Source organism: Micrococcus endophyticus (genome assembly GCF_014205115.1).
GTDB classification, from domain to species: Bacteria; Actinomycetota; Actinomycetes; order Actinomycetales; family Micrococcaceae; genus Micrococcus; species Micrococcus endophyticus.
This window is the reverse complement of the sequence record NZ_JACHMW010000001.1, coordinates 896,900-916,491: the sequence shown is the minus strand read 5'-3', so window position 1 is coordinate 916,491 and position 19,592 is coordinate 896,900. Positions and strand designations below refer to the sequence as shown.

Annotated in this window: 16 protein-coding genes and 2 tRNA genes; 10 read left to right on the top strand and 8 right to left on the bottom strand. The window is 74.5% G+C overall.

Annotated features, from left to right (window positions below; genetic code table 11):
* Positions 1 to 18: 18 nt before the first annotated feature.
* The 3 genes from HDA33_RS04120 to HDA33_RS04110 are packed head-to-tail and all read right to left on the bottom strand — an operon-like array spanning position 19 to position 2,422.
* The gene (locus HDA33_RS04120; protein ID WP_184171224.1) at positions 19 to 639 is read right to left on the bottom strand and encodes a uridine kinase; all 621 of its coding nucleotides are present in this window, start codon (positions 637 to 639) and stop codon (positions 19 to 21) included.
* A 32-nt stretch (positions 640 to 671) separates the two neighbouring features.
* Complete coding sequence (locus HDA33_RS04115; RefSeq protein ID WP_184171221.1) at positions 672 to 1,328, bottom strand: MBL fold metallo-hydrolase; 657 nt, start codon at positions 1,326 to 1,328, stop codon at positions 672 to 674.
* Positions 1,328 to 2,422: an S-(hydroxymethyl)mycothiol dehydrogenase gene (locus tag HDA33_RS04110; protein WP_184171218.1), complete on the bottom strand. Its 1,095-nt coding sequence runs from the start codon at positions 2,420 to 2,422 to the stop codon at positions 1,328 to 1,330. The genes HDA33_RS04115 and HDA33_RS04110 overlap by 1 nt, the downstream gene beginning before the upstream one ends.
* A 114-nt stretch (positions 2,423 to 2,536) precedes the next feature.
* Here HDA33_RS04110 and HDA33_RS04105 point away from each other — a divergent pair, with 114 nt between their 5' ends.
* From HDA33_RS04105 to HDA33_RS04065, 9 genes are all read left to right on the top strand, one after another.
* A complete protein-coding gene (locus HDA33_RS04105; protein WP_184171215.1) occupies positions 2,537 to 3,355 on the top strand; it encodes an SOS response-associated peptidase in 819 nt (272 codons plus the stop codon).
* A gap of 203 nt (positions 3,356 to 3,558) precedes the next feature.
* Positions 3,559 to 3,888, top strand: coding sequence for a DinB family protein (locus HDA33_RS04100; protein WP_246416863.1), 330 nt, complete (start codon positions 3,559 to 3,561; stop codon positions 3,886 to 3,888).
* A gap of 269 nt (positions 3,889 to 4,157) precedes the next feature.
* Positions 4,158 to 4,484, top strand: coding sequence for a DUF6504 family protein (locus tag HDA33_RS04095; protein WP_017487888.1), 327 nt, complete (start codon positions 4,158 to 4,160; stop codon positions 4,482 to 4,484).
* Positions 4,481 to 8,371, top strand: coding sequence for a DNA polymerase III subunit alpha (locus HDA33_RS04090; RefSeq protein ID WP_184171212.1), 3,891 nt, complete (start codon positions 4,481 to 4,483; stop codon positions 8,369 to 8,371). Before HDA33_RS04095 ends, HDA33_RS04090 begins: the two co-directional genes overlap by 4 nt.
* A gap of 343 nt (positions 8,372 to 8,714) precedes the next feature.
* Positions 8,715 to 10,451, top strand: a complete 1,737-nt coding sequence (locus HDA33_RS04085; RefSeq protein WP_184171210.1) for an HNH endonuclease signature motif containing protein — start codon at positions 8,715 to 8,717, stop codon at positions 10,449 to 10,451.
* Positions 10,452 to 10,518: 67 nt separating this feature from the next.
* The gene (gene thrS / locus HDA33_RS04080; protein WP_184171207.1) at positions 10,519 to 12,537 is read left to right on the top strand and encodes a threonine--tRNA ligase; all 2,019 of its coding nucleotides are present in this window, start codon (positions 10,519 to 10,521) and stop codon (positions 12,535 to 12,537) included.
* Positions 12,534 to 13,214 carry an HIT domain-containing protein gene (locus HDA33_RS04075; protein ID WP_184171204.1) on the top strand — a complete coding sequence of 227 codons (681 nt, stop codon included), beginning with the start codon at positions 12,534 to 12,536 and terminating at the stop codon, positions 13,212 to 13,214. Before thrS ends, HDA33_RS04075 begins: the two co-directional genes overlap by 4 nt.
* On the top strand, positions 13,214 to 13,825 hold the full coding sequence (gene pgsA / locus HDA33_RS04070) for a phosphatidylinositol phosphate synthase (RefSeq protein WP_184171201.1): 612 nt from the start codon (positions 13,214 to 13,216) through the stop codon (positions 13,823 to 13,825). Before HDA33_RS04075 ends, pgsA begins: the two co-directional genes overlap by 1 nt.
* A gap of 26 nt (positions 13,826 to 13,851) precedes the next feature.
* A complete protein-coding gene (locus HDA33_RS04065; protein ID WP_184171198.1) occupies positions 13,852 to 15,981 on the top strand; it encodes an acyltransferase family protein in 2,130 nt (709 codons plus the stop codon).
* A gap of 52 nt (positions 15,982 to 16,033) precedes the next feature.
* Here HDA33_RS04065 and ybaK read toward each other — a convergent pair whose 3' ends face one another.
* The 3 genes from ybaK to HDA33_RS04050 all read right to left on the bottom strand — a co-directional run bounded on the left by ybaK (position 16,034) and on the right by HDA33_RS04050 (position 17,997).
* The gene (ybaK, locus tag HDA33_RS04060) at positions 16,034 to 16,552 is read right to left on the bottom strand and encodes a Cys-tRNA(Pro) deacylase (RefSeq protein WP_184171195.1); all 519 of its coding nucleotides are present in this window, start codon (positions 16,550 to 16,552) and stop codon (positions 16,034 to 16,036) included.
* Positions 16,553 to 16,560: 8 nt separating this feature from the next.
* The gene (locus HDA33_RS04055) at positions 16,561 to 17,025 is read right to left on the bottom strand and encodes a SufE family protein (RefSeq protein WP_017489680.1); all 465 of its coding nucleotides are present in this window, start codon (positions 17,023 to 17,025) and stop codon (positions 16,561 to 16,563) included.
* Between the two features lie 78 nt (positions 17,026 to 17,103).
* A complete protein-coding gene (locus HDA33_RS04050; protein WP_184171192.1) occupies positions 17,104 to 17,997 on the bottom strand; it encodes a sulfurtransferase in 894 nt (297 codons plus the stop codon).
* Positions 17,998 to 18,226: 229 nt separating this feature from the next.
* Between HDA33_RS04050 and zapE the strand changes: the two genes are divergently transcribed.
* Positions 18,227 to 19,288 (top strand): cell division protein ZapE, encoded by a 1,062-nt coding sequence (zapE, locus tag HDA33_RS04045; RefSeq protein ID WP_184171189.1) that lies wholly within the window; start codon positions 18,227 to 18,229, stop codon positions 19,286 to 19,288.
* A gap of 124 nt (positions 19,289 to 19,412) precedes the next feature.
* Here zapE and HDA33_RS04040 read toward each other — a convergent pair.
* Positions 19,413 to 19,489, bottom strand: a tRNA-Gly gene (locus HDA33_RS04040).
* Between the two features lie 30 nt (positions 19,490 to 19,519).
* Positions 19,520 to 19,591 (bottom strand) — tRNA-Val (locus HDA33_RS04035).
* Position 19,592 lies beyond the last annotated feature (1 nt).

Sequence of the window (19,592 nt, the reverse complement as noted above, 5' to 3'; positions counted from 1 at the left end):
CCGGCTGCGGGCGGGCCGTCAGGCCGTGAGGTCGGCGATGATCTCCCGCTTGCGCCGCGGGGTGAAGCCGGCCGCCACGGCCGCCGCCCGGCGCGCCGCGTCCGTCCGATACAGGGACCAGCCCCGCTGCACGAGGAACGGCACCGGCTTGCGACGCTCGGCGACGTCGCGCACGAACCGGCGGGCCGCCGTCGTGGTCCGCGCCTGGTCGATGTACCAGGCCGCGTAGTCGACCCCGGCCCGGTCCAGGGCGGCGGGCATGCGCTCGGCGAAGATGCCCTCCGCCACGATCACCCCGCCCGGTTCGAGCGCGACGGTGCTGTGCCCCCGCACGGAGGACGTGGAGATGTCGTAGTCGGGCACGCGCGTGGCGCCCTCTTCGAGCAATTCGACGACGGCGTCCACGGCCGCCTGCTCATCCCACGTTCCGGGGTGGTCCCAGTCGATCTCGCCGTACGGGGTGCGCGGGAACACGGGGCCGGGCCCGCCCGCGGCGCCGTCGTCGGACTGCTCACGGTAGAAGGCATCGAGCGAGAGGTGGGGCCGGCCGTGTCGGCGGGCCAGGTAGGACTTGCCGGAGCCGGACGCGCCGCCGAGCAGGATCACAGACGGGCGGGGCGAGGCGGGGAGGATGGTCACGGGGGACCATTCTTCCCCACCTCGTCGCGTCCTCAGTGGCCGCGGTCGATCCACTCCTGCAGGTGCGCCTTCTCCGTGCCGATCGTGGTGGAGTCGCCGTGGCCGGTGTGGACCACGGTGGCCTCCGGCAGCGGGAACAGTCGCTCGCGGATGGACTCGATGATCGTGTCGAAGTCCGAGTACGAGCGGCCGGTGGCGCCGGGCCCGCCCTGGAACAGGGTGTCGCCGGAGAACACGACGCCCGTCGGGGCGCCGTCGTCGCCGGCCTCGCCCAGGGCGGGGGCGTACAGGCAGACCGAGCCGGGGGAGTGACCGGGGGTGTGCAGCACCCGCAGCTCGACGCCGGCCACCTTCAGCACGTCACCGTCGGCGAGGGCGCCGTCCGGCTCCTCGTCCGGGAACACGTCGTCCCAGAGCATGCGGTCCGCAGGATGGAGCAGCACTGGGGCGTCCACCATCTGGCGGAACTCCTGGACCTGACGGATGTGGTCGTCGTGGCCGTGGGTGAGGACGATGGCCAGCACCTGGCGGCCGTTGACCTTCTTCCAGACGGCCGAGGCGTCGTGGGCCGGGTCGATGACGATGCACTGCTCGGCACCGCCGACGATCCACACGTTGTTGTCCACGTCGAACGTCTCCCCGTCCAGGGAGAACGTGCCGGAGGTGACCAGGTGGTCGATGCGCGCCATCAGAGCACCACCACCGAGCGCAGGACGTCACCGGCCTTCATCGTCTCGAAGGCCTCGTTCACCTCGTCGAGGGCGACGGTCTCCGTGACGAACTCGTCCAGCGGCAGGCGGCCCAGGCGGTACTGGTCCACGAGCATCGGGAAGTCGCGCTCGGGCAGGCAGTCTCCGTACCACGAGGACTTCAGCGCGCCACCGCGACCGAAGACCTCCAGCAGGGGCAGCTTCAGCTCCATGCCGGGGGTGGGCACGCCCACCAGGACGACGCGGCCGGCCAGGTCCCGGGCGTAGAACGCCTGCTCGTAGGTCTCCGGGCGGCCGACCGCCTCGATGACCACGTCGGCGCCGAAGCCGCCGGTCGCCGCGCGGATGGCCTCCACGGGGTCCTCGTCCTTCGAGTTCACGGTGTGGGTGGCGCCGAGCTCCTTAGCCTTGGCGAGCTTCTTGGCGTCGATGTCCACCGCGATGATCGTGGTGGCGCCGGCGAGCTTCGCCCCGGCGATCGCGGCCACGCCGACGCCGCCGCAGCCGATCACGGCCACGGACTCGCCGCGCTTGACCTCGCCAGTGTTGATGGCCGCGCCGATGCCGGCCATGATCCCGCAGCCGAGGAGGCCGACCGCGGCCTGCTCCTCGGGAGTGTCGACGCCGTCGACCTTGGTGCACTGCTTGGCGTGGACGAGCGTCTTGTCCGCGAACGCCCCGATGCCCAGGGCCGGGGACAGCTCCGTGCCGTCCTCGAGGGTCATCTTCTGGGTCGCGTTGTGGGTGTTGAAGCAGTACTTTGGCTCGCCCTTGCGGCATGCGCGGCACTCGCCGCACACGGCGCGCCAGTTGAGGATCACGGTGTCGCCGACCTTGACGTGGTCGACGCCCTCGCCGATCGCGGAGACCACACCCGTGGCCTCGTGGCCGAGCAGGTAGGGGTACTCGTCGCCGATCCCGCCCTGGACGTAGTGCAGATCCGTGTGGCAGACGCCGCACGTCTTCACGTCCACGACGGCCTCACCGGGTCCGGGGTCGGGGATGACGATGGTCTCGACGGTGACGGGGGCGTCCTTCGCCATGGCGACGACGCCGCGGACCTTCTGGGGCACGGGGGACCTCCTGGTCGATGGGGTGACTTGCCTCCATTCCACCACGGGGCGGCGGATGCACGCACGGAGGGACGCCCGGTGACCGCGGGCACGCGGCGGTGCACACTGGGGTGCATGTGCGGACGGTATGTGATGGCCCGGGCGGCCGGTGACCTGGTGGCGCTCGGCGGCGGGGAGCTGCCGGACGAGCGGCTGGAGCTGCGGCGCAGCTGGAACGTGGCGCCCACCTCGGACGTGCCGATCCTGCTGGAGCGCGAGGCGGACGGCGCCGTGCGCCGGGAGCTGCACGTGGCCCGCTGGGGCCTGGTCCCGCCATGGGCCAAGGAGCTGGCCGTGGGCTCGCGTGCGTTCAACGCCCGCTCCGAGACCGTGGCCTCCAAGCCCACCTTCCGGGCCGCCGTGCGCGCGCGGCGGTGCGCCGTGCCGGTCGAGGGCTACTACGAGTGGAAGGCCCCCGCTCCGGGGGCGAAGGGCCCGGACGGGAAGGCCGCGAAGAAGCAGCCGCACTATGTGCACCCGGCCGGCGCCGGCGACGGCGAGGGGCCGGTCATCTGGTTCGCGGGGCTCTACGAGTGGTGGCAGGACCCCGAGGCCGAGGCGGCCGGGCGCGACCCGTGGGTGCTCTCGACGACGATCCTCACCATGGCCGCTCCGGACGCGGACGACGAGGACGAGGTCCTGGGGTCGCTCGGCGACCTGCACGACCGCCTCCCGGTGCCCCTGGACGCGGAGACCATGGACGCCTGGCTGACCCCGGGGCGGCTCGGCTCGGCCGAGGAGGCCGACGCGCTCGTGGGGCGGGTGTGCGCCGGAGCCTACGACGTCGCGGCGGGCTGGGTGCTGCGGCCCGTGGGCACGGCCGTGGGGAACGTCCGCAACGACGGCCCCGAGCTGATCCAGGCGGAGAAGCCCGCGCAGGGCACCCTGCTCTGAGGCCGAGGCGGCGGGGACTCGGGACGGGGGCTCGGGTCGGGGCGGAGGCTCTGGGCGAGGCGGGGGCTCTGGGCGAGGCGGGGGCTCTGGGCGAGGCGGGGGCTCTGGGCGAGGCGCTGCTCGAGCGGCTGCGGTCGGCCTCGGCGCTGTTCGCCGAGCGGGCCGGCCGGCTGGGCGGCGGGCTCGCCGTCGAGGAGCTCGAGGTGGCGGGCATGGAGGTGCCGGCCACCTCGCTCGTGGCCCTGCGGATCGCGGAGGTGGTGGTGCACCACGGCGACCTGGACACCGCGTGGACCGTGGAGGAGGCCGACCCGGGCTCCCTGCTCAACGCCGTGGAGGCGGCGGTGCGCGCCCTGCGGGTGCGGCAGGCGCCGGGCATGACCCTCGTGACCGAGGAGGGGGACGAGTGGACGATCGGCGACGGCGCCCTGCGCGTCGAGGCCGAGCGCGAGGGCCTGCTGGCCTGGCTCGCCCGCGGGGACGGCTCCGAGGTGGAGGCCGACGGGCCGCTGCCGACGCTGCCCGCGTGGTGAGCCGTCCCGCGTGGTGAGCCGTCCCGTGCGGTGACCCGTCCCGGGCGGGGGACGACGCCGGACCCGCCGCACCCCGCGCCGCTTAACGTGTCCGCCCGGGGCCCTAGCGTCACACCCGTCGCATTCGAACACATGTTCGAGTACGATCGGGGGTGCGGCCCCACCTTCCCACTTCTTCCCCGCGTCCGGTTCGCCGGGCGGGCCGCACTCCCGTCGCCCGACGGCGTCCGCCGTCGGCTCGGTCAGCAGTGCAGAGGGAGAGAAGCAGCATGGGAGTCCTCACACAGTCGGTGGCGGTGGAGCGCGCGGCGGACGGCACCCCGCAGGGACTGCGGTGGAACGGGCGGGACTACGTCCTCGCCGAGCCGCCCGTGCGCTGGTTCGAGCGCCGCCGCTGGTGGGCCGAGGAGGTCCGGGCGGAGAAGGGCCGCGGGGCCGGCCTCGTGGACCACGAGATCTGGCGGCTGCAGGTGCGCCTGGCCCGCGCCGGGTCGGCGCCGGTGCAGACCGTCGACGTCGCCCACCACCTGGACTCCGGGCGCTGGCGGCTCGTCCGCGTCCACGAGCAGGCCCGGGACCTGAGGCGGTCCGCGTGAGCCCGGTCCCCGAGGCCGCGGCCGGCCGCACCGCCGCCCCGTTCGCCCATCTGCACGTGGCCTCCGCCTTCAGCGCCCACTACGGGGTCAGCTGGCCCGAGGACCTCGTGGCCGCCGCCGCGGCCGCGGACATGGACGTCCTGGCCTGCACCGACCGGGACGGGCTCTACGGCATGGCCAAGCACGTGGGCGCCTGCCTGCGCCACGGCATCGCCCCGGTGGTGGGCGTGGACCTGGCCGTGCGCTGGAGCGCGGAGGAGGACGCCGGGCGCGTGGTAGTCCTCGCCCGCGGCGGCTGCCACGGCTCCGGCTACCGCGCCCTGTGCCAGGTCGTCTCCGCGGCGCACGCCCGCACCTCCGGGGGCGCGGCGGGCGGCAGCCCGTGGGCCTCCGTCGCCGAGCTCGCCGCCGCCGCGGCCGGCCGGGTCCCCACCGCCGCCAACCGGGACAACCCGCCCACCCCCGAGCTGTTCGTCCTCGTCGGCCCGGACGCGGACGTCGGCCGCCACCTGGCCCGCCGCCGCTCCGCCGCCGGCCTCGCCGCCCTGCGCCGCTGGAAGGCGGCCCTGCCCGCCGGCAGCCTCCACGCGGACGTCGTCACCCACCTCTCCGCCCCCGGCCGGCGCCTCGACGCCGGCCACGCGGTGAAGGCACTGCGCACCGCCCGCCGGGCCGGCGTGCCCGCGGTCCTCACCAACGCCGTGCGCTACGCGGGCCCGGACGGGGCCGCCACCGCCGACGTCCTCGACGCCGTGCGCGCCCTCAGCTCCCTCGACGCCGTCCACGACCTCCAGCCCAACGGCCAGGGCTGGCTCAAGCCCACCGCCGCCATGCACCGGGTCGCCCACGAGGTGGCGAGCGCCGCGGACGAGCGCGCCGCCCCGCTGCTGGAGGCCACCCGCCGCCTCGCCGAGGCCTGCGTCCTCGACCCCGAGGCCGACCTCGGCTGGGGCGTGCCCCGCGTGCCCGAGGCCGCCGTCATCGGCATCGAGGGGCCGCCGGAGCGCGTGCTGCGCGAGCGCACCTACGCCGGCCTCGCCGCCCGCTACCCCCGCCTCCACGCCGGGGGCCGCCTCACCTCCGCCGCCGAGGCCCGCGACCTCGAGGCCCGGGCCGAGCACGAGCTGGGCATCATCACGCGCCTGGGCTTCTCCTCCTACTTCCTCACCGTCGCCGCCGTCGTGGACCTCATCGAGGGCATGGGCGTGCGCGTGGCCGCCCGCGGCTCCGGCGCGTCCTCCCTCGTCAACCACGCGCTGCGCATCTCGAACGTGGATCCCGTGGCCAACGGCCTGATCATGGAGCGCTTCCTCTCCGACGCCCGCTCCACCCTCCCGGACATCGACATCGACGTGGAGTCCGCCCGCCGCCACGAGATCTACCGGGCCGTCTTCGAGCGCTTCGGCGCCGAGCGCACCACCCTGATGAGCATGCAGAACGCCTACCGGGCCCGCGGCGCCGTCCGGGACGCCGGCCTGGCCCTCGGCATGCCCGAGCCCGAGGTGGACGGCATCGCCAAGCAGCTCTGGCGCTTCTCCGCCTCCAGCTTCCGGGAGGCGCTCGAGCGCATGCCCGAGCTCGGCGGACTCTCCCGCCGCATCGAGTCCGGCCGCGCCGAGGGCAGCCGTCAGCTGGACCTGCTCGTGGACCTCACCGAGCGCCTCGACCGGCTGCCCCGCCACATCTCCATGCACCCCTGCGGCGTGATCCTGGGGGACGCCGCCCTGCTGCACCGCACCCCCGTCCAGCCCTCCGGGATGGGCCTGCCCATGAGCCAGTTCGACAAGCACGACATGGACCCCATGGGCTTCCTCAAGCTCGACATCCTCGGCGTGCGCATGCAGTCCGCCATCGCGTACACGCTCGCCGAGGTGGAGCGGACCACGGGGGAGCGGGTGGACCTCGAGCAGGTGCCCCTCGACGACCCGGCCACCTACGCGATGATCCGCACCACCCACACCCTCGGCTGCTTCCAGATCGAGTCCCCCGGCCAGCGCGAGCTCGTGGGCAAGCTCGCCCCCCGCGAGTTCAACGACCTCACGGTGGACATCTCCCTGTTCCGGCCCGGCCCCATGCAGTCGGACATGGTCCGGCCCTTCCTCGAGCAGCGGCACGGCTGGGCCCCCGCCCGCTACCCGCACCCGGACCTGCGCCCCGTCCTCGCCGAGACCCACGGGGTCACGGTCTTCCACGAGCAGGTGCTGCGGACCATGGACGTGATGACCGGCTGCGGGCTGGCCCGCGCCGACGAGCACCGCCGCCTCCTCGGCGGCCCGCAGGAGCACCGCGTGGAGGAGGCCTTCCGCGCCGGCGCCCTCGCCCGGGGCTACTCCCTGGACGTCATCGACGAGGTCTGGGCCACGCTGGCCGCCTTCGGCTCCTTCGGGTTCTGCAAGGCCCACGGCGCGGCCTTCGCCGTGCCCACCTACCATTCGGCCTGGCTCAAGACGCACCACCCCGAGGCGTTCATGGCCGCGATCCTGGAGCACGACCCCGGCATGTACCCGGCCCGCCTCATGGTCGCCGAGGCCCGCCGCATGGGCATCCCCGTGCTGCCCGTGGACGTCAACGCCTCCTCCCGCCACGTCCGGGTCGAGTGGGTGCCCTGGCACCCCGAGCTGGACGGGCCCCCGGCCGAGGACGCCGGGGCGGGCGGCGGCGAGCCGGGCGACGTCGTCGCGCGGCCTCACACCGAGGGCGGCCGCGAGGCGGACCTCGCCGAGGGAGGCGCCGAGGGTGCCGGCCGCGGCCCGGGCCGCTGGGGCATCCGCCTGCCCCTGACCGGCCTCTCCGGGCTGAGCGAGGCCGAGACCGAGCGCCTCGACGCCGGCCGTCCCTACCGCTCCCTCGCCGACGTCCGGGACCGCGCCCGCCCCACGGCCCGCAACCTCGAACGCCTCGCCCAGCTCGGCGCCCTGGACTGCCTGCTGCCCGCGGGGGGCGCCTCGCGCACGGACCTGGTCCACCACCTCGAGCTCCAGCACTCCGCCACCCGCGGGTCCGGTCCCGGTCGTGCCGCCGCGCGCTCGCGGTCCGCCCGCCCCCGCCAGGTGGACGGCCAGCTCGCCCTGGACCTGCCGGACACCGAGCTGGCCGCCCTCACGCCGCTCTTCCCGGACCCGTCCGTCGCGGCCCGGGTCCGCACCGAGCTCGAGCTCACCGCCCTGGACGTCACGGCCCACCTGATGGACTCCCACGCGCCGTACCTGGACGCGCTCGGGGTCACCCGGGCGGCGGACCTGCTCGGGCTGCGCACGCAGTCCCGCGTGCTCGTGGCGGGGGTGCGCGTGGCCACCCAGACCCCGCCCATGCGCAGCGGCAAGCGCGTCGTCTTCCTCTCCGTGGACGACGGCACCGGCTGCGTGGACGCCTCCTTCTTCACGGAGGCCCAGCACGCCTCGCGGGAGATGCTCTTCTCCGCGCGGCTCCTGCTGATCGAGGGCACCGTCCGCCGCACCGGGCCGCGGGCCGTCTCGGTGCAGGCCGTGCGCGCCTGGGACCTGCACCGGCCGGAGAGCCTGCCGGACCCCGACTACCTGGACGCCACGCGGCGGCAGTGGCGGGAGTGGCTCGCCGCGGACCGCCGTGCCGCCGCCGCCCGACGTCGCGGCCAGGAGGACGCCGGCGCCCCCCGCCTGCCGGACATCCCGCACCACGGCACCGGCGGCTGGCCGGTCAAGGTGGCCCCCGGCGGCGCGGGGATGCCGTCGCCCTCGTCCGACGCGCGAACCCTCCCCGGCCGAGGCGTCTCCGCCGGCGCCGGGCCCGGCGCGGCGGGGCAGGGCGCCGCGGCGCGCGTCGGGGCCGGCGGGGTGCCGGAGGACCGCCGCCCCATCCCCGTGCCCCACCCGGACACCTGGGAGCTGCTGCCCACCCCGGAGAGGTGAGGAGAGCCGGGCTGGGGGAGCGGGACTGGGGCGCAGGGGTGGGAACACCGGGGTGCCCGCCCGACCCCGGACCGGCGGTGGTCGAGAGCCGCCCCCTCGGAACTCCCGACGTCGGCCCACAGCCCCGGCGCACGGCTGCCGGGGACGCGCCCGCCGGCGGCGGTGGCAGCGGCCCCCACCCCGGGGCGCCGGACGCAGCACCGGGTCCACTGCGCCCCGGGACCGACGCCCGGGGAAGTCCACAGACCCGATTGAATCCCTCTTAACGTGTCCACCCCGTGCGATGGACTGGGATCACATCAAGACCAGAGGCCGCACCGGACGCAGGAGAGGGGGGAGCGCCATGATCGCCGAGGACGTGGACCGGGCACGCGAGGCGGTCGAGCACGCCCTCGCGGCGGTGGCGGCTCCGCGCTGGAAGGACGTCCCGGGCGGCGGCCTCCTCCCGGACCTGCTCGTGCAGGCGGAGACGCTGTCGCGCACGGTCGCGGCGCTCCAGACCGCGCTGGCCGGACACCTCGCGGAGGCGTACGAGCACGAGGCGGATCGCCAGGAGGTGCTGGGGATCCCGCCCGGCAAGGGCCCCCACCGGGACGCCGCGGACTGCCTGCGGGACACCGTGCGGATCGACCGGCGCACCGCCCAGCGGCGGCTCCGCCGAGCCGCGGCCACGCGCCCACGGCGGGACTTCGTCACCGCGCCCCTCGCCGATCCGGCGCTGCCGGAGGTCGCCGCGGTCCTGTCCGAGGGCGCCGCCGACGAGGCCGCCTGCGACGCCGTGATCGAGACCCTCACCCGGGCGCGGACCGACCTCGCGCTCGCGGCCGTCCCGCAGGACGAGGCCGACGCGCTGCTCGCCGCGGGGGAGTCGCTGCTGGCCGCGCAACTCCACCACGCGGACCCGGACGGGATGCGCCGGCTGTGCGCGCGGTGGCGCCAGCACCTCGATGCGGTCGTCCTGCCCGACAGCGGCATCCCCACCGAGGCCGAACTCCGCGCCGCCCAGGGGCTGTTCCATCGCGGCCGGCGCCGGGGCCTGCACCGCTGGGACCTGCACCTGACCGACACCCAGCACGAGGTGCTGCAGACGGTCGCCGCCGCAGCCACGAATCCCCGCGCCCGGGGCGCGGGACCGTCCGGCCAGGTGGACGCCCCCGCGGGATCGCCTGACCTCGATCCGCGGACGCGTGGCCAGCGGCAGGCCGACACCCTCGTCAGCGCCCTGCAGGCCGCCCTCGCCCTCGCCACCCCTGGCGTCCTCCCCGCCACGGCGGGCCACCGGCCGCAGGTGCTCGTCACGATCGACCACGAGACCCTCCTGCGTCGCGTGCGCACCGCCTCGGGAACGGCGGCCGTCCTGAGCGAGGCCGAGTTCACCGGCCCCATCGACCCCCGCGAGATCCGCCGGATCGCGTGCGACGCGGAGATCATCCCGGCCGTCCTCGGCGGCGAGGGCGAGATCCTGGCCCTCGGCCGGTCCCGACGACTCTTCACCCGAGCCCAGCGACGGGCCGTCACGGCCCGGGACGGCGGCTGCGCCGCGCCGGGGTGCACCCTCCCGGCCAGCTGGTGCGAGATCCACCACATCGGCCACTGGGAGGACGGCGGGCGCACGGACGTCGACAACGGGGTCCTGCTCTGCTCACATCATCATCACGCCGTCCACGCCGGGTGGTGGACGGTCGCCGTCGTCGCAGGGATCCCCTGGTTCACCCCCGCGCGCCACCTCGACCCCGCCCAGACGCCCCGGAGGAACCGGCACCACCGGATCCACGGCCCGGCGGCGGCCTCGGGCACCGGGGGAGTGGCACCGCCGGCGCCGCCGACGACGCCGGAACAGGCAGGGCCAGTGGAACCGCCGCAAACGCCGGGACGGGCAGGACGGACAGGTCGGACAGGGCAGACGGAACCGGTGCGCCCGGGTCCCGCCGCCCCGCCGCGCCCGTCCGTCCGATGGCTGCCCCCGCCGTGGACCGTGTTGTCCCCGCCCTGGCGACCGCCCGGCCGCCGTCGCCCCCGGCACGGCGGACGGCCCGCCGGGGTGACGCCCCGTCCCGTCGTGGTCCCGGCGCGCCCCTAGAATGGGACGCGGCCGACGGTGGCCCCCGTATGCCACCGATCCCGAAGCCAGACCTCGAAGGAGCACCGTGTCGGAGCCGAACAACATCCTGCTGACCGTGGACGGACAGATGCGGGAGGTGGCGCACGGCATCACCGGCCTGGAGCTCTTCCGGGACCAGTCCACCACCGTCGTGATGCGAGTGGACGGCGTGCTCTGGGACCTCTCCCGTGAGATCCCCGGCGGCGCCTCCGTCGAGTCCGTGGCCATCACGGAGCAGGACGGCCTGGACGTGCTCCGCCACTCCACCGCCCACGTCATGGCCCAGGCCGTGCAGCAGCTGCGCCCGGACGCCAAGCTCGGCATCGGCCCGTACATCACGGACGGGTTCTACTTCGACTTCGACGTCGCTGAGCCCTTCACCCCCGAGGACCTGCGCACCCTCGAGAAGATGATGCAGAAGATCATCAACTCCGGGCAGGCCTTCCGCCGTCGTGTGGTCACCGAGGACGAGGCCCGCGCCGAGATGGCGGACGAGCCCTACAAGCTCGAGCTGCTCGGCAAGAAGAACGACGCCGCGACCGCCGGCGAGGGCGCCTCCGTGGAGGTCGGCGCCGGCGAGATCACGATCTACGACAACGTGGACCGTAAGTCGGGCGACGCCGTCTGGTGCGACCTCTGCCGCGGCCCCCACCTGCCGCAGACCAAGCTCATCTCCAACGCGTTCGCCCTCACCCGCTCCGCCGCGGCGTACTGGCTGGGCAACCAGGACAACAAGCAGCTGCAGCGCATCTACGGCACCGCCTGGCCCACCAAGGCAGACCTAAAGGCCTACCAGGAGCGCCTGGCCGAGGCCGAGCGCCGCGACCACCGCCGCCTGGGCTCCGAGCTGGACCTGTTCTCCTTCCCGGACGAGCTGGGCTCCGGCCTGCCCGTGTTCCACCCGCGGGGCGGCATCATCCGCAAGGAGATGGAGGACTACTCCCGTCGGCGCCACACCGAGGCCGGCTACGAGTTCGTCTACACCCCGCACATCACCAAGCAGCACCTCTACGAGACCTCCGGCCACCTCGACTGGTACGCGGATGGCATGTTCCCGCCCATGCAGATCGACGAGCAGCGCGACCCGGAGACCGGCGAGGTCACCCGGCAGGGGCAGAACTACTACCTCAAGCCGATGAACTGCCCCATGCACAACCTGGTGTTCCGGTCCCGCGGCCGCTCGTACCGCGAGCTGCCGCTGCGCCTGTTCGAGTTCGGCGCCGTCTACCGCTATGAGAAGTCCGGCGTGGTGCACGGCCTGACCCGCGTGCGCGGCATGACGCAGGACGACGCCCACATCTACTGCACCCGCGAGCAGATGAAGGACGAGCTCACCACCACCCTGAACTTCGTGCTGGACCTGCTCAAGGACTACGGCCTGGACGACTTCTACCTGGAGCTGTCCACCCGCGACCCCGAGAAGTCCGTGGGCTCGGACGAGATCTGGGAGGAGGCCACCCGCACCCTCGACGAGGTGGCCCGGGCCTCCGGCCTGGACCTGGTCCCGGATCCGGGCGGCGCGGCGTTCTACGGCCCCAAGATCTCGGTCCAGGCGAAGGACGCGATCGGGCGGACCTGGCAGATGTCCACCATCCAGCTCGACTTCAACCTGCCCGAGCGCTTCGACCTCGAATACCAGGCCCCGGACGGCTCCCGCCAGCGCCCGGTGATGATCCACCGCGCCCTGTTCGGGTCCATCGAGCGCTTCCTTGGCGTGCTCACCGAGCACTACGCGGGTGCCTTCCCGGCCTGGCTGGCCCCCGAGCAGGTCGTGGCGATCCCCGTGGCCGAGGCGTTCGCCGACTACCTAGGCGACGTCGTGAAGCGCCTGCGCGCCGAGGGGATCCGGGCCCGCCTGGACGACTCCTCGGACCGGTTCCCCAAGAAGATCCGCACGGCCTCCAAGGAGAAGGTGCCGTTCGTGCTCATCGCCGGCGGCGAGGACGCCGAGGCCGGCGCCGTGTCCTTCCGCTTCCGGGACGGCTCGCAGGACAACGGCGTGCCCGTGGACGAGGCGATCGAGCGCATCGTGCGGGCCGTGCGCGAGCGTGAGGCGACGCCGTGACCAGGCCCGAGGCCTCGGACGCCGACGCGCGCGACCTCGCCCGCGCGTCGGCGGACGCGTCCGCCACGGACGGGTTCGCGTTGCCCGGCGCCCCGGACGCATTCGAGCGGTTCTGGAACGCCCACCGGATGGCGTACGTCACCCAGGGCTCGGACCAGGTGAAGGACGAGCACACCTGCCCGTTCTGCGCCGCCCCGCAGCGCTCGGACGGGGAGTCCCTGATCGTCCACCGCGGGCGCACGGCGTACGTGGTGCTGAACCTGTACCCGTACAACCCCGGCCACCTGCTCGTCTGCCCGTACCGCCACGTGCCCCTGTACACGGACACCACGGCGGAGGAGGCCGCCGAGATGGCGGAGCTGACGCAGACCGCCATGCTCGCCCTCGGGCACGCCACCCGGGCCGCCGGCTACAACCTGGGCATGAACCAGGGCTCCGTCGCCGGCGCGGGCATCGCCGCCCACCTCCACCAGCACGTCGTGCCCCGGTGGACGGGCGACGGCAACTTCCTGCCGATCATCGCCCGGACCAAGAACATGTCGCAGACCCTCGGCGAGACCCGCGAGATCCTCGCCGGGGTCTGGGACGAGGCGGCGGCGGACCACGCGCGGCGCCAGGAGGCGAACGCGCGGGCCGCGGCCGAGCGCGCCGGCCGGGGGGACGAGGACCGCCCCTGATGCTGGACCGTCACGCGCGCGGGGCCACCACCCGCGTCTTCACGCCGGTGGCCCGCGCCCTCCTCCACGCGGGGGTGAGCCCGGACGCCGTCACCGTGGTCGGCACGCTCGGCGTGAGCCTCGGCGCGCTCGTCCTGTTCCCCCTGGGCGAGCTCTTCTGGGGCACCCTGTTCATCACGGCGTTCGTGTTCTCGGACCTGGTGGACGGGATCATGGCCCGCGAGGCCGGGACCACGGGCCGCTGGGGCGCGTTCCTGGACTCCACCCTGGACCGGGTGCAGGACGCCGCGGTGTTCCTCGGCCTGAGCCTGTGGGGCTTCGGGGTCGGCGGCGAGCCGGCGGTGGGCACGCTCGCGGCGGTCTGCCTCGCCCTCGGCATGCTCGTGTCCTACGTGCGCGCCAAGGCCGAGGCCCTCGGCCTCACGGCCAACGTGGGCATCGCCGAGCGCGCCGAACGCCTCGTGGCCGCGCTCGTGCTCGCCGGCCTCACCGGGCTCGGCCTGCCCCCTGCCTTCCTGGCCGCCACCCTCGGGCTGCTCGCCGCGGCCTCCCTCGTCACCGTCGGTCAGCGCGTGTCTGCCGTGCGCCGCCAGACGCGGCGCGCGGCCTGAGCCGCGCCGACTTTCCCAGGAGAGACATGACCCCCGCCGACACCCCGCGCGCCCTCACCCCCGGACTGGGCCTGCACCGCTTCCGCGGCGACATCCAGGGCCTGCGCGCCGTGGCCGTCCTGTCCGTGCTCGTCTTCCACGCGGGCGTCACGGCCCTGCCCGGCGGCTTCGTGGGCGTGGACGTCTTCTTCGTCATCTCCGGCTTCCTCATCACGGGCCTGCTGCTCAAGGAGGTGGACCGCACGGGGCGGGTGGGGCTGGCCGAGTTCTACGCCCGCCGCGCCCGGCGCATCCTGCCGGCGGCCCTGGCGGTGATCATCCTGACGGTGGCCGCGGGCCTGCTCGTCTACCCGGTCTCGGAGTGGACCCGGCTCGGCTCCGTGGCCGTGGCCTCGGCCCTGAGCGTCGTCAACTGGCTCTTCGCCCAGGAGAGCACGGACTACTTCGCGCAGGAGGAGGCCGCCAGCCCCTTCCAGCACTACTGGTCGCTGGCCGTGGAGGAGCAGTTCTACCTCGTCTGGCCGCTGCTGCTGATCCTGGTGACGGTGGGCGTCGCCGCGCTGCGCCGTCGCGGGTCCGGTGACGCCGCGCCCGACGCCGACGCCGGCGCACGACGACGGCCCTCGGCTCCGGTGGCCGCGCGCCGGGTGCTGCTGGCCTCGGCCGTGATCGGTCTGGCCTCGTTCGTGCACTCCGTCTCGTACTCCGCGTCCGACCCGGGCGCCGCCTACTTCGTCACCACCACCCGCGTGTGGGAGCTCACGCTGGGCGCCGGGCTGGCCGCGGCGCTCGTCGTGCTGCCCGTCATCCGGCCCGCCGTCCGCACGGTGCTGGGCTGGGCGGGCCTGGGCATGATCGCCGTCTCCCTCGTGCTCATCACGGGGGCCATGGCCTACCCGGGCGCCGTCGCCCTGCTGCCCGTCGTCGGCTCGGCGCTCGTGATCCTCGCCGGCGCCCACGAGGACGGCAGCACCCCCGGGCACCCCGCCCGGCTCCTGGCCACGCGGCCCATGCAGTGGGTCGGCGATCTCTCCTACTCCCTCTACCTCGTGCACTGGCCCGTGCTGACGCTCGCCGCCTGGCGCTTCCCGGACGGCCGGCTGCCGCTGTGGCTCGGCCTGGTGCTGGCCGTCGTCTCCGTCGGGCTGGCCTGGGCGCTGCGCCGCTGGGTGGAGGTGCCCGCGATGCACGGGTCCCTGCTGGCCGGCCGGCGTCGGGCGCTGACCCGCGGCGGGCTCGGGATGGCCGCCGTCGCCGCCGCCGGCGCCCTCGTGCTCGCCGCCGGCGCGGCCCTCGCCCCCGCGCGCCCGGGGGAGGAGGCCCCCGTGGCCGGCGCCCAGGCGGTCGTGGACGGGCAGGACCCGATGGCCGCTCTGTCGGCCGGGATGCGGATCGTGCCGGACCCGGCGGTCGCGAAGGAGGACCGCTCGCCGGCGCACGTGGCCGGCTGCCAGCTCGGCTACGAGGACGTCGAGCCCGAGGCCTGCGAGTTCGGCGACCCGGACTCCGAGACCGTCATCCTCGTGGTGGGCGACTCCCATGCCAGCCAGTGGACGGCCCCGCTGGAGGTGCTCGCCGAGGAGCGCGGCTGGCGCGTCGTCTCGCACACCAAGGCCTCGTGCGTGGTCACCACGGCGGGCGTGCTGGAGGACGGCGAGCCCTACCCGGAGTGCGACGAGTGGAACCGCGCCCTGCCCGACGTCGTGGACGGGCTCGACCCGGACCTCGTGCTGGTCACGGGCGCCCGGCGGGAGACCGTGGCGGAGGACCCCGCCGCGGCGATGGCCGCGGCGTGGCGGGAGCTGACCCCGGACGCCGGCCGCCTCGCCGTGCTCATGGACAATCCGCGCTCCGACACGTCGATGCCGCGCTGCCTCGAGCAGCACCGCGACGACCCGGCCGCCTGCGCCTACGACAAGGCGGTGGGGATCGAGGAGTCCGGCTCCCCGGCCCTGCAGGCGGCCGCCGCCTCGGCCGCGGCGGACCCGGAGTGGGGCCTGGTCGACGTCAACCACCTCGTCTGCCCCGGCGAGGACGCGTGCGCGCCCGTGATCGGCGAGGCGCTCGTGCTCTTCGACACCAACCACTTCACGGCGACCTTCGCGCGCACCCTCGCCCCGGAGCTCGGCGAGCAGATCGAGGCGCTGCTGCCCTGACGCGGCGGTGATCCCGCCCGCCCGGGCGGCCCCGGGCCCGGCGCGGCCCGACTCAGCGGGCGGCGATGGGCGCGACGACGGCGTCCGTCGCCGCCGCGAGGTCGGCGGGGGCCAGCTCGAGGTCGAGGCCGCGCTGGCCGCCGGAGACGTACATGACGGGGGCGTCCAGGGCGGAGGAGTCGAGCAGCACCGGGTGGCGGTGGCGCTGGCCCAGGGGGGAGACGCCCCCGCGCACGTAGCCGGTGCGCCGCTCGACGAGGGCGAGGTCCGCCAGGGCCAGCCGCTTCACGCCCAGCACCGCGGCGGCGGCGCGCAGGTCCAGCTGCCCGGACACGGGCACCACGCACGCGGCGAGGCCCCCGTCCGGGGCGGCCACCATGAGCGTCTTGAACATGCGCTCCGGCGGCACGCCCATGGCCCGGGCGACCTGGACGCCGAACCGCTCGCCGCCGGCGTCGAGGTCCACCTCGAACGTGTGCAGCGTGTAGGGCACCCCGGCCGTCTCGAGGGCGGTGACGGCGGGGGTGGCGGCCCCGTGCGCCCTGCCGCGGCCGCGTCCGGTCTTCGCCACGGGGCGGCTCAGGCGACGCCGGTCTGCTCGCGCACGTTGCGCTTGATGCGGCCGAGCATGGCGGACATGCCGCGCAGGCGCAGCGGCGTGAGGGCCTTGGCCAGGCCGAGGCGGGAGGGGATGTCCTCGGGCACGTCCACGATCTGGCGGGCGGTGAGCCCGTCCAGGCCCTGGGACAGCACGGAGGCGAAGCCGCGCGTGGTGGGGGCCTCGGGCGGGGCCGTGATGAACAGGCGCACCACCGACTCGGGGCCGGGCTCGTCCTCGCCCTCCAGCTCGACGGCCAGGAACAGGGGGGACTGGCACTCCACGACCTGCTCCATCTCCGCCTCGTGGCCGTCGTAGCGCTCCGGCAGGGCGGGCAGCTCGTCGGCGAACTCGAGCAGCAGCTCGAGCTTCTCGGCGTCGGGCACCCCGGCGAAGTCGTCGACGATCTCGGCCAGGGCGGCGGGCACGGCGTGGTTCTGGGTCATGGTGAGCCAGTCTAGTGACAGCGATCGGCCCCCGCCGGGCGGGCGGGGGCCGATCTCGCGTCGCGGTGCGGGGCCGGATCAGCGGGCCGGGGCCGCGCCGGGCTCCTCGTCGACGGCGATCGGCAGGCGCACGGCGTTGCCCCACTCGGTCCAGGAGCCGTCATAGTTGCGGACGTCCTCGTGGCCGAGCAGGTGCTTGAGCACGAACCAGGTGTGGGAGGACCGCTCGCCGATGCGGCAGTAGGCGATCACGTCGTCGCCCTCCTGCAGCCCGGCGTCGGTGCGATAGATCTGCTCCAGCTCGGCGCGGGACTTGAAGGTGCCGTCCTCGTTGGCCGCGGAGGCCCACGGCACGGACGCCGCCGTGGGGATGTGGCCGCCGCGCAGGGTGCCCTCCTGCGGGTAGCCGGCCATGTGCGTGGTCTCGCCCGTGTACTCGGGACGGGAGCGGACGTCGATCAGCGGGGTGGTCCCGATGGCCTTGAGGACGTCCTCGCGGGCGGCGCGCTCGGTGGTGTCGTCGCGGGGGACCACCGGGTACTCGCCGCGGGCGGCGGTCGGGACCTCGCGGGTGGTCTCGCGGCCCTCGGCGATCCACTTGTCGCGGCCGCCGTTCATCAGGCGCACGTCCTCGTGGCCGTAGAGCGTGAACACCCAGAGGGCGTAGGCGGCCCACCAGTTGGACTTGTCGCCGTAGAACACCACGGTGGTGTCGCGGGAGATGCCCTTGGAGGCGGCCATCTCGGCGAACGCCTCGGGGCCGATGAAGTCGCGGGTCACCGGGTCGTTGAGCTCGGTGTGCCAGTCGATGCGCTGGGCGCCGGGGATGTGGCCGGTGGCGTAGAGGAGGGCGTCCTCGTTGGACTCGAGGACCACCACCCCCTCCTCGCCCACGTGGTCGGCGACCCACTGGGTGCTCACCAGCTTCTCGGGGTGCGCGTACTGGGAGAACTCGGCGGCGGTCTCGGTCATGATGCTGCCTTCCTTCGCGTCGGGGGCGGGCCCGCGGGGCCCGTCGGGTCGGGCGGCACGACGACGGCGGGGTGCCCCGTCCGTGCCCTACGCGTCAGATTACGGCACGTCCGTGTCACGTAAGAGGATAGGGAGGCCTCAGTCGCGGACACGCGAGGTCATACGGGTGCGGGCCCGCGGCGGATAGCATGGCCCTTCAGTCCCCTCCGTCGACCCTGGGAGCGCCCCCGTGGCTCAGATCGTCCACCTCGCCGACCGTTCGCCGCAGGTCACGCCGGACCAGCTGCTGGCCGGCTTCCACCCCTCGTACCGTTTCGGCGAGGTGTCCTTCGACACCTACATCCCGGACCCGGCGCACCCCTCCCAGGCGCAGGCCGTGGAGCGGCTGCGGCGCTTCGCGGCGTCCCTCGGGCGCGGCTCCGGCTCCGGCGGCGGATTCCTCGGCGGCCTGTTCGGCGGCGGGCGCAAGCGCGCCGCGGGCCCGGCGGGCATCTACCTCGACGGCGGCTTCGGCGTGGGCAAGACCCACCTGCTGGCCTCCACCTGGCACGCCGCCCCGGGTCCCAAGGCCTTCGGCACGTTCGTGGAGTACACGAACCTCGTGGGCGCCCTGTCCTTCCGCAAGGCCGTGGACGTGCTCAAGGAGTACACGCTGGTCTGCATCGACGAGTTCGAGCTGGACGACCCGGGGGACACCGTGCTGATGTCCCGCCTGATGCGCGAGCTCGCCGACGCGGGCGTGCATCTCGTGGCCACCTCCAACACCCTGCCGGGCTCGCTCGGCGAGGGCCGGTTCGCCGCGCAGGATTTCCAGCGCGAGATCCAGGTCCTGGCGGAGCAGTTCGAGGTCATCCGGGTGGACGGCGAGGACTACCGCCACCGCGGCCTCTCCGCGGCCCCGGACCCGCTGCCGGACGACCAGGTGGTCTCCACCGCCGAGGCCAACTTCCCGGACGCCGGCGTGCTGGCCGTGGACGACTTCGACGCGCTCACCGCCATGCTCTCCCGGGTGCACCCCTCGCGGTACCGCGAGCTGGTCAAGGACGTGGACGTGATCGCGCTGCACGACGTGAAGACCATCACGGAGCAGGCCACCGCCCTGCGGTTCGTGGTGTTCGCCGACCGGCTCTACGACAAGGACGTGCCCGTGGTCGCCTCGGGCATCCCGTTCGACGACCTGTTCACGCAGGAGATGATGCACGGCGGGTACATGAAGAAGTACTTCCGCACGGTCTCCCGCATGACCGCCCTCGTCCGGGAGGGCCAGCTGGGCATCGCCGAGGAGAAGTGACCCGTCGGCGCGGCCGGGGGATCCCCGGCCGCGCCGCAGGCCTGTGCGCACGGGCGCCTGCCCGCCGGCACGACCGAGGCAGACACGACGAAGGCCCCCTCCCGGTGGGAGGGGGCCTTCGATGTGGAGCGGATGACGAGATTCGAACTCGCGACCTCCACCTTGGCAAGGTGGCGCTCTAGCCAACTGAGCTACATCCGCATGAGATCAGTCCTCACGGACCGTTCTCCGTGCGCGATACTGGGATCGAACCAGTGACCTCTTCCGTGTCAGGGAAGCGCGCTACCGCTGCGCCAATCGCGCT

Bases quoted from the DNA above. Each gene is read 5' to 3' on its own strand.
- HDA33_RS04115 (WP_184171221.1), bottom strand. From the start codon at position 1,328: ATGGCGCGCATCGACCACCTGGTCACCTCCGGCACGTTCTCCCTGGAC.
- HDA33_RS04105 (WP_184171215.1), top strand. From the start codon at position 2,537: ATGTGCGGACGGTATGTGATGGCCCGGGCGGCCGGTGACCTGGTGGCG.
- HDA33_RS04095 (WP_017487888.1), top strand. From the start codon at position 4,158: ATGGGAGTCCTCACACAGTCGGTGGCGGTGGAGCGCGCGGCGGACGGC.
- HDA33_RS04085 (WP_184171210.1), top strand. From the start codon at position 8,715: ATGATCGCCGAGGACGTGGACCGGGCACGCGAGGCGGTCGAGCACGCC.
- pgsA (WP_184171201.1), top strand. From the start codon at position 13,214: ATGCTGGACCGTCACGCGCGCGGGGCCACCACCCGCGTCTTCACGCCG.
- HDA33_RS04065 (WP_184171198.1), top strand. From the start codon at position 13,852: ATGACCCCCGCCGACACCCCGCGCGCCCTCACCCCCGGACTGGGCCTG.
- HDA33_RS04055 (WP_017489680.1), bottom strand. From the start codon at position 17,025: ATGACCCAGAACCACGCCGTGCCCGCCGCCCTGGCCGAGATCGTCGAC.
- HDA33_RS04050 (WP_184171192.1), bottom strand. From the start codon at position 17,997: ATGACCGAGACCGCCGCCGAGTTCTCCCAGTACGCGCACCCCGAGAAG.